Source organism: Bradyrhizobium sp. (assembly GCF_052389815.1).
GTDB lineage: Bacteria > Pseudomonadota > Alphaproteobacteria > Rhizobiales > Xanthobacteraceae > Bradyrhizobium.
Map to the genome: position 1 here is coordinate 1 of NZ_JBQTHN010000176.1, position 8,145 is coordinate 8,145.

The window sequence follows — 8,145 nt, forward strand, 5'->3', positions numbered from 1 at the left end:
TTGATGGTGTGAACCAGCCGGAAAATGTTGTCCAGGATCCTGGCGTTGTTCGGCTCCTGCTCGAACCGAACCAGCTGATTGTCGACCGTGTCCAGGCTCTCGCTCGTCTCGGTCAAAAACTCGCGCAACAAGTCATCCATGAAACTGGCCTTACGCAACGCGGGACGCGCGACATCGCTGCACCCCCTGGAGTTCCGCCAGCTTCTATGGAAACGGTTTAATATTGGTTGAGCATATGGAAAAGAACGGGCTCAACAAAGAGATAAGGCGGCTGCAATAAGCCGCGGGCAGGACGTAAAGATTTAATTAACCTCTGGCGCCCGCAACGCCGCCTGTTTCAGGCGGCGGCGATCACCACATTCTCGCCTTCGGGCGCCAGCGAAACCTTGAGGCCGCAGGCCTGGGCGAGCAGGCGCGTATAGTAAGGCTGCACGGCATGCGCATCCGCCGCCGGCGGCACGCTCGGCGCACTCAGCACGTCGGCGATGTTTTGCGGCACGCGCGAATTGAGGCCTGTCGCGGTGATGCGGAAGCTCATTGTTTCGCCCTCGCCCACCGGATCGATCGTCAAGGTGCCGCCGCGCGGAATGGTCTGCTGCGCGATCACGAGCATGTTGAGCAGGAGCTTGACGCGGTTCTTCGGCAGCAGCAGGCGCGGCAGATTCCAGCCGAGCGTGATCTTGCCGTCCTCGAAATGACCCTTCGCCATCGCCTGGGCATCGCCGAGATCGATCTGTGCGCCGGCCGAGCCGGCAGCCCCAAACGCCAGCCGGCAGAATTGCAGCCGGGCGGAGGCGGTCTTCGCGCTCTTGCGGATGAGGTCGAGCGCGAAATCGCGGTCTTCGGGCTTCGGATTGTCGTCCAGCACCTCGAGGCCATTGACGATCGCGCCGACCGGGCTGATGAGATCGTGACAGACCCGCGAGCACAGCAGTGCCGCAAGCTCGAGGGCGTCGGGGGCGGGGCCGGGAGTTGAAGTGCCAGACATCAGATGTTCCTGGAAAGCTGCACGGTTTCCGCGCGAATCACGCTTGCTTTCGGGTTTGATACACTGCGCAAGCCCGGGCTGCCAGCCGAGGGGCGGGAACGGTTCGGGAATGAACAACAATGAGACCTGGCCATGAATGAGGCATGTTCGCAGCCGATCGACAGCGCGGCGGCCGCGCGGCTGATCGAGCCGCTGACCGATCTGGTGATCCGTGCCGGAGAAGCGATCCTCGCGGTCAACCGCGCCGCCATGAGGATCGACGGCAAGCAGGACGGCTCGCCGGTGACCGAGGCGGACCTCGCCGCCGACCGCGTCATCGGCGAAGGCCTGGCGCGGATTGCACCGGAAATTCCCTCGCTGTCGGAAGAGCGCGCCCATCTGGCGAGGCTGCCCTACCGCGGCAGCTTCTTCCTGGTCGATCCGCTCGACGGCACCAAGGAGTTCGTCGCCGGCCGCAACGAATTCACCGTCAACCTCGCGCTGGTCAGCGCAGGGAGGCCGTTGCTCGGCCTGGTCGGCGCGCCCGCGCTCGGCCTCGTATGGCGCGGGCTGGTCGGGCGCGGCGCCGAGCGGCTCACCCTTGCCGGCACCGAAATCAAGTCGGTCGAGCCGATCCACACAAGGCCGTGCCCGCCGCCGGGACAACCCTGGACGGTGGCGGTAAGCCGCTCGCACGGCGATTCCAGGACCGAAGGCTTTATTGCCAGACGCCCGAAGGCGGTCCGCGCCGAGCTTGGCTCGGCCATAAAATTCGCGAAGGTCGCCGAAGGCGCCGTCGACATCTATCCCCGCCTCGGCCCGACGTCCGAGTGGGACGTCGCGGCGGGCCATGCGGTGGTGACGGCTGCCGGCGGCAAGGTGACGGATTCGGGAGGGGCCGAGCTTTGTTTCGGCCTCGGGCGGGAGGATTTTCGGGTGCCGGAGTTCATCGCCTGGGGCGATCCCGCGGCGGCGACCTTCTGACCGCCCTACTGCGCCAATGTCTTTTGCAGCGACGGCCAGCGCGCCGTGGCGTCTTTCAGGAAACGCGCGGGATCGGCGGCAAAGGCGTTGCGGCTTTCCTCGCGGCCGAACAGATAGAGCCGCTGCCTCGTGACCACGAAGAACCTGGGATTGCCGGCATAGGCGATGCCGCGGGCGACATCGATCGGGTCGTAACCGCCGAACTGCGGCCCGTAGACTTCCGGATGGGCGGCGAAGGCGTCGCGGTTGGAGGCATTGTGGAAGCGCCAGACGGTGCCGGCCTCGGCCGCCTCGAAGTCGGGCCGCCCGCGGACCGCCCGGGAATCGGTGAAATAGGCGACGGGGTCGAAGCCCTCGATGGCGAGGCCCGAATAGCGATTGACCACGATCCGCTCGGTCGTCGAGCCGATGGCGCTGCGATCGGGCCAAACCAGAGCGAAAACAGCCGCCAGAACGGCAAACAAGGCCATTCCGAGGCCCATGGGCCAACTTTCCTGCCGTTGTGCCGTCATAGTTGGTATCAATAACAATCGAGTCGAGGGGACACTGGGCGCAACCTAAAGCCGAGGATGTTGGCGTCAGGTTAAGGCGGCGGCCGGATATCGAGACCAGGGGTCTTTTCATGATTATCGCATCACGCCTTGCCGCGGTCGCGTTCGCCGCGTTGATGTGTCTGGCCGGGCCGGCCAGCGCACAGCAGGGGCAACCGTTGCCGGCAGCGCAACCGCTGCCGCCCCCGGCCTCGCCCCCGCCGCCACCGCAAGGGCAGCAATACCCGGCGCCGCAGCGGCATCAGAGCCCGGACAATTTCGGACCGGACGAGCTGGTCGGTGCCGGCCACAAATTCTTCGGCAACGTCTCGCGCGGGCTTGCTTCCATCATCGAGCGCGCGGTCAGCCAATGGGGCCTGCCCAACGGTTACGTGCTCGGCGAGGAAGGCTCGGGCGCGTTCGTCGCGGGGCTTCGTTATGGCGAGGGCACGCTCTACACCAAGAACGCCGGCGATCTTCGCGTCTACTGGCAGGGCCCCTCGGTCGGCTTCGACTGGGGCGGCGACGGCGCGCGCACCATGACGCTGGTCTATAATTTGCCCTCGACGCAGGCGATCTATCAGCGTTTCGTCGGCGTCGACGGCTCGGCCTACATCGTCGGCGGTTTCGGCATGACGGCGCTGACCGCCAACAACATCGTGCTGGTGCCGATCCGCTCCGGCATCGGGCTCAGACTCGGCGCCAATATCGGCTATCTCAAATATACGCCGCGCGCGACCTGGAACCCGTTCTGACGCGCCTGAGCGTGACTTGGGTCGACACGAACGGTGCGCCCCCTCTCCCGCTTGCGGGAGAGGGTTGCGGTGAGGGTGTTTCCACGAGTCGCACTGCCCGTGTGGAGAGAGCCCCCACCCGTCGCGCTGACGCGCGCCGACCTCCCCCGCATCCGCCTTCGCCCGAAGGCGGGCTTCGGCGGACAAGAGCGGGAGAGGTGACACCGATGCAGCACCTCAACATCACGCTCGACTGCCTGTTTTTTTGGGTTGAGATTCACGTTAACGCTGCAATGGGCTGGCTTTTCCCCGGCCGCCCGTGGCAGTGTGTTTGGTAAATTTTCTGTTTTCGACGGGGAGTAGTCCTCATGATCGAACCGATCATGTATCTCGCGATCGGTTTCCTGATCTCGATGCTGTTCGGCCTGATGGTCGTGCCGCTGGTGCATAATCGCGCGGTGCGGCTGACCACCAAGCGCATGGAAGCCGCGACCCCGCTGTCGATGGCCGAGATCCAGGCCGACAAGGACCAGCTACGCGCGGAATTCGCCATGTCGGCGCGGCGGCTGGAAATGAGCGTCGAGCAACTCAAGAACAAGACCACCAGCCAGCTCGCCGAGCTCGGCAAGAAGACCGACGCGATCAACCGCATGAAGGTCGAGCTCGGCGAGAAGAACGCCACGATCTTCTCGCTGGAAGCGCGCGAGAAGGCGGTCAAGGAGCAGCTGCGCGCCACCGAGGAGGAGTTCGCGGCCAAGACCGAGGCGCTGCGCAATGCCGAGCAGGCGCTCTCGGAGAAGCAGGCGCAGCTCACCCGGCTCAACGCCGATCTCAGCGACAAGTCGGTGATGGCGGACAGCCGCCAGGTCGAGCTGGTGGCGGTGCGCACCCAGATCGAGCAGCTGAAGGGCCGGGTCGGCGACGCCGAGAAGGAATTTTCCGAGACACAGACGCGGCTGACGCAGGAGCGCGCCACGTCCGAGAACGTCTCGCGCGAACTCGCCGACGCGCGCAGCCGGGTCGAAAATCTCAGCCAGCGCGTCACCGATCTCGACCGCCAGCTGATCGCGCAGGTCAAGGAAGCCGAGATGCTCGGCACCCGCGTCAACGAGCTGGAGGCGCGGCTGTCGACGCAGGGCAAGCTGCTCACCGAGCGCGAATACGAGAACAACCAGCTGCGGCAGGCGGGCGAGGTCGCCGAGCGCACCATCAAGGAGCTGCGCGTCGAGATCGCCGCGCTGCACGAGGGCGGCCGCTCGCCCGGCGCCGAGAAGCTGCGCGCCGAGAAGGCCGCGCTGGAGGAGCAGCTGCGCATCGCGCGCGAGGAGCGCGGCAAGCTGCAGCGCGACATGAACGCCATCCAGAGCCAGGCCGAAAGCTCCTGGCAGACCGAGCGCATGGAGAACGCGCTGTTGCGCGAGCGCATCAACGACATCGCCGCCGAAGTCGCCAAGCTGGCGATGCAGCTCGAAGGCCCGAACTCGGCGATCGAGGCCATGCTGGCCGCGGAACCCGCCGCACCCCCGAAGACCGCGCCGCGCCCGGCCAACGACGCCGCCGCCGCGGCCCCTGCCCCTGCGGAAAGCGGCGGCGGCACGCTTGCCGAGCGCATCCGCGCCCTGCAGGCCCACGCCTCCCGCGCCCGCCAGCAAGGGGCATGAAACTGCACCGTCATTCCGGGGCGATGCGAAGCATCGGACCCGGAATCTCGAGATTCCGGGTTCACGCTTCCGCCTTCGCTCTTCGAGCTACGGCGGACAAGTCGCGTGCCCCGGAATGACAGCGGGGCCTGCCGGCGGCGGTTTGGCTTGACACGCCACCCCCGCACTTCGTAAATCGCTCGCTCTGACGACATTTGCATCGGTTCGATCAGGCGGCCGTGGGCCCTTGATTGTGCAGGCAAATCCCGGACGCATAGCTCAGCGGGAGAGCGTTCCCTTCACACGGGAGAGGTCCAAGGTTCGATCCCTTGTGCGTCCACCAGCCTTCGCTCGCTTCGCGAGCTACGGCTCGGCAAGCCCGTGCCACAAATTCGAAGCGAAGCGGGCGAAGGCTGTCGCGCCGAAGCCCGAAGGGGCGAAGGCGGACTGGCGCCGCGAGCGCCGTCGCCCCGCCCCCCCTCCAAACCAAAATAACGAAAAAAACCCCAAGCAAAGTAGCCCATGCAAAGTGGCCCAAGGAAAGTGGGCGACGGCTGCCGCCATGAGGCCTTGCGCATTTTCCAGGACAAGCCTGAGAGCCCCGCGGCACTGAGGCGCCCGGAGTTCTGCCATTTCGTTAGCCCTCTCTCGGAATCGAGGGCGCAGGGAAAGCCGGGCGCCGACTGCGCCCGTAGTACCGTGTGCGTAGGCGTCTACCGAAAAAGCACACGGTTTAAACCACAGGGCAGCCCGGACATCCCGGCTTCCCCTGCGCAATGGTTTACGGCTTATACGTGCTCTTCCCGGTGAGCGGCCTTTGTTGTCACCGTTGTCGGCGGGATACTTCCCGCCAAACAGACGCCAGGGTCGCGGCGCCAGAACCACACGACTTCGCCGTCCGCGAGCGGCGCCTCGTCGACGGAAAACCGCCTGACGCCGCCTCGCGGCCATCGCATCCCGCTCCCAACGAATACGTGACGATGCGCATCGCCCCTCCTGAGGGGTGCGGGACGGGGCGGGTTATACGGCGAATCGGAATTCTTGTAAAGCGAAATTTTTCTGGATCGACAGAATTTCTGTGAAGCGGAATAAACGGCTTCTAACCGGCGGTTTGGGCACGAACTCCGCCGTCTGAAGTTGCCCCAGCGCTCCTGTCGTCCAATTTCAGCCACAGCTGGATGGGTACCGCCACCGACCTGCTTCAGCCCTGATAAGCAAAGCGAACTTGCGCGCTAGGTGTCGCCGCTTGTAACCCTTTTCTTACTTCCTCAATGGCTCCTAGTCGCGGTTATATGTGGGGAGCGGTGGATGCCGCTGAATGCCCGCAGCATCGAGCAAGTCGCATTGTCCCTGCGTCAATTGAGAAGGGCGCATGAAGCGCATCATCTGCAAAATCTTCGCGACACAATCGTCCGGCGTGCGGTGTATCTCAGAGCCGGTGAATCGAAGGAGGGCAATTCCTTTCGAACGAGCCAGCTTGTTTTTCCGAGCGTCGTTCTGAAGCTGCTCCGGTGTGCTGTGGAAGTCCTTCCCATCGCACTCGACGATAATGATGGGATACGGGCGTCCCTCGCGGAAAATTGCCAAGTCGTAAATGTACGAGCTTAAGAAATACCGTGGTTTGAGGCTGAGAGTTGGATCACCAATGACCCGGAGAGCCCTTTCGACCCTTACGCCCAATTCGACTTCGATGGGGGAGTCACACCCGGGGCCAAGTGCCCGCGCTTTTGCCGCATAGTCTACTGCCAGCGCGAGGCACGACGCGAACGGCTTGAAGTCCGTCGCGGCTAGATCATCCGCCACGATTTGATCCAGATAATCCATGTTCACGCAGGCTCCGCGTGTTCGTATGACCAAGAAGCCGCGCTGTTCTCTCCGCTGTCAGTGAACAGCCTAACGAGGCGGCGTAGCTGCCTCCTGCGAACGGTCGTTGCTTGTCGGTGGTGAAGATCGACGATGAAATCACCGTCCTCTTCGCGAAAATCGAGGTGGTAGCGGTGACATACGCCGACCATGGTCGTTACGCTTAGGCCATCGTAGCCGGAAAACGGCTCCGCGTAAGAAGCTATCTGAGCTAGCTTCTGCCGCTCCTTCTCGCTCGGCAAATAGGTGTCCGGCTTGCGGGTCATCTCCGCGAGCCATTCCCATTCCCAATCGGTCCAATCATTGTTGGGGAGCTGTTGCAGTCGAGTTGCAACTTCGCGAAGGAAGTTAATGTCCTTCGCGTTCTCCTCAAGGCTGACCATCATTCCCATCAAGCAGGCCCCCATCGGATCGGAACCAACTCAACGCGTGCTACTGACTGTTAAGAACAGTGTGGATGATATGAGATTCGCGCCGTACTGAGAACTAGCGTCACGAGAATCGCTAATGTTCCAGTGCGCTTATCTGTCAAGCTATTTTTTCAACCAATCAACCGCTATTTCTCCACAGGGCGATATGCTTGCCAAGGCGCACACGGCTGACATTCTCCAAGCTGAAGTTTTCTTGCGCGCAAAAAGCTTTAGCGGACAGGCGGGGACCGCCAGATGGACATTGAGAAGGATAGGCGCGCTGAGCTTATCCGTGCGCTAAGTGGCCACTTCCTTTGTTATGAGGAGGTGACCCTGCGACATTGCCTGCTGACGAACCATCGCATCCGCGCAGACATAGTGGCAGTACCGATTGTTTCTCAATTCTGGAATTATCCTCTCGCCTTTGAAGTGAAAGAACCTGATGGCAAGAACCGGAGCGCAGCCGCTTGGCTTCAAGCCTTCACGCAGGCGGCCGACTATGTGTACGGCGTTATCGAAGAGAAGCGACGCCAACCTCGCCAGTCGAGCGGGTCAAAGGATAGCAGCGGCATTCGTCTATCCTGGCTATCGAAGGGCTGGCTCAGATACGGCCGACGATGCGTGCTTCATATCTGGCGCGATGCAACTTGGTCTGCATTTCCGGGTCGGAAGTGCTAGCTGGGAGAAGACCGGAATTGGCCCGCGCCTTCGGCTCCTGTTGGGTTTCAACGAAGTTTGGCGAACTGACTGCGGCTTTTGTCATTCCAGACCCGCCTTGCTAAGAGGCCGCCGCAGAATCGGTTCGAAGAGCGTCGATGCAATAGCCCTGCTCGGAAGCAAGCGATTGGAATATCCGGAGTTCGATTGAGAAACTGGATCAGAGTTCGAAACGTACCCGTCCGGCGTAGGCCGCAGACGGACGTGTTCTAATCTTGGCGTCTGAGCAGATTAGGGTTGTCTTTGTGGATCCTGATGAGCTCCATCAAGGTCTCGATCCCAAAGTCGGTGAACGCCATG

At 62.9% G+C, this 8,145-nt stretch carries 8 protein-coding genes and 1 tRNA gene; 5 read left to right on the plus strand and 4 right to left on the minus strand.

Annotated features, from left to right (window positions below):
• Positions 1-337: 337 nt before the first annotated feature.
• A complete protein-coding gene (gene chpT / locus ACT4OC_RS25770; RefSeq protein WP_444841865.1) occupies positions 338-988 on the minus strand; it encodes a histidine phosphotransferase ChpT in 651 nt (216 codons plus the stop codon).
• A gap of 132 nt (positions 989-1,120) precedes the next feature.
• On the opposite strand from chpT, the gene ACT4OC_RS25775 reads away from it, so the two are divergent.
• Positions 1,121-1,951, plus strand: coding sequence for a 3'(2'),5'-bisphosphate nucleotidase CysQ family protein (locus ACT4OC_RS25775; RefSeq protein ID WP_444841866.1), 831 nt, complete (start codon positions 1,121-1,123; stop codon positions 1,949-1,951).
• 5 nt (positions 1,952-1,956) lie between these two features.
• Here ACT4OC_RS25775 and ACT4OC_RS25780 read toward each other — a convergent pair whose 3' ends face one another.
• Positions 1,957-2,433, minus strand: a complete 477-nt coding sequence (locus ACT4OC_RS25780) for a YHS domain-containing (seleno)protein (protein ID WP_444841867.1) — start codon at positions 2,431-2,433, stop codon at positions 1,957-1,959.
• A 140-nt stretch (positions 2,434-2,573) separates the two neighbouring features.
• On the opposite strand from ACT4OC_RS25780, the gene ACT4OC_RS25785 reads away from it, so the two are divergent.
• From ACT4OC_RS25785 to ACT4OC_RS25795, 3 genes are all read left to right on the plus strand, one after another.
• Positions 2,574-3,236 carry a DUF1134 domain-containing protein gene (locus ACT4OC_RS25785; RefSeq protein ID WP_444841868.1) on the plus strand — a complete coding sequence of 221 codons (663 nt, stop codon included), beginning with the start codon at positions 2,574-2,576 and terminating at the stop codon, positions 3,234-3,236.
• A 347-nt stretch (positions 3,237-3,583) separates the two neighbouring features.
• Positions 3,584-4,876: a hypothetical protein gene (locus ACT4OC_RS25790; RefSeq protein WP_444841869.1), complete on the plus strand. Its 1,293-nt coding sequence runs from the start codon at positions 3,584-3,586 to the stop codon at positions 4,874-4,876.
• 247 nt (positions 4,877-5,123) lie between these two features.
• Positions 5,124-5,198, plus strand: a tRNA-Val gene (locus tag ACT4OC_RS25795).
• A gap of 935 nt (positions 5,199-6,133) precedes the next feature.
• Here ACT4OC_RS25795 and ACT4OC_RS25800 read toward each other — a convergent pair.
• Both ACT4OC_RS25800 and ACT4OC_RS25805 read right to left on the minus strand, forming a co-directional pair.
• On the minus strand, positions 6,134-6,679 hold the full coding sequence (locus ACT4OC_RS25800; protein ID WP_444841870.1) for an endonuclease domain-containing protein: 546 nt from the start codon (positions 6,677-6,679) through the stop codon (positions 6,134-6,136).
• A gap of 2 nt (positions 6,680-6,681) precedes the next feature.
• Positions 6,682-7,110, minus strand: a complete 429-nt coding sequence (locus ACT4OC_RS25805; protein WP_444841871.1) for a hypothetical protein — start codon at positions 7,108-7,110, stop codon at positions 6,682-6,684.
• Positions 7,111-7,383: 273 nt separating this feature from the next.
• On the opposite strand from ACT4OC_RS25805, the gene ACT4OC_RS25810 reads away from it, so the two are divergent.
• Positions 7,384-7,806 (plus strand): hypothetical protein, encoded by a 423-nt coding sequence (locus ACT4OC_RS25810; protein WP_444841872.1) that lies wholly within the window; start codon positions 7,384-7,386, stop codon positions 7,804-7,806.
• The last annotated feature ends 339 nt before the right edge of the window (positions 7,807-8,145 follow it).